Below are 230 nucleotides of genomic sequence, written 5' to 3'. Positions count from 1 at the left end.
AGCACTTTCTAAAGCACCAATTATAGCTTCACATTCTTCTGCAAGAGCGTTATGTAATCATAGTAGAAATTTAGATGACTAGCAATTACAATGGATGAAAGAAAATGGTGGAGTTGTACAAACAGTCGCTTTGAGCTCTTATGTAAATACAGAAAAACATAAGGCTTACAATAAAGCTTTGGCAGAAAAAATAAAAGAATTAGCAAAAAAAGATAGTTTAGGAATAAAAT

Annotated in this window: 1 pseudogene; it reads left to right on the top strand. The window is 30.9% G+C overall.

From position 1 onward, the window contains the following. A pseudogene (locus ACY2RW_RS16505) lies at window positions 1-230 on the top strand (membrane dipeptidase); the annotation flags it as partial.

The organism is Polaribacter sp. 2305UL8-11 (genome assembly GCF_058147165.1).
Note: the sequence above shows the minus strand (reverse complement) of the source record. Positions and strands in the feature narration are given on the sequence as shown.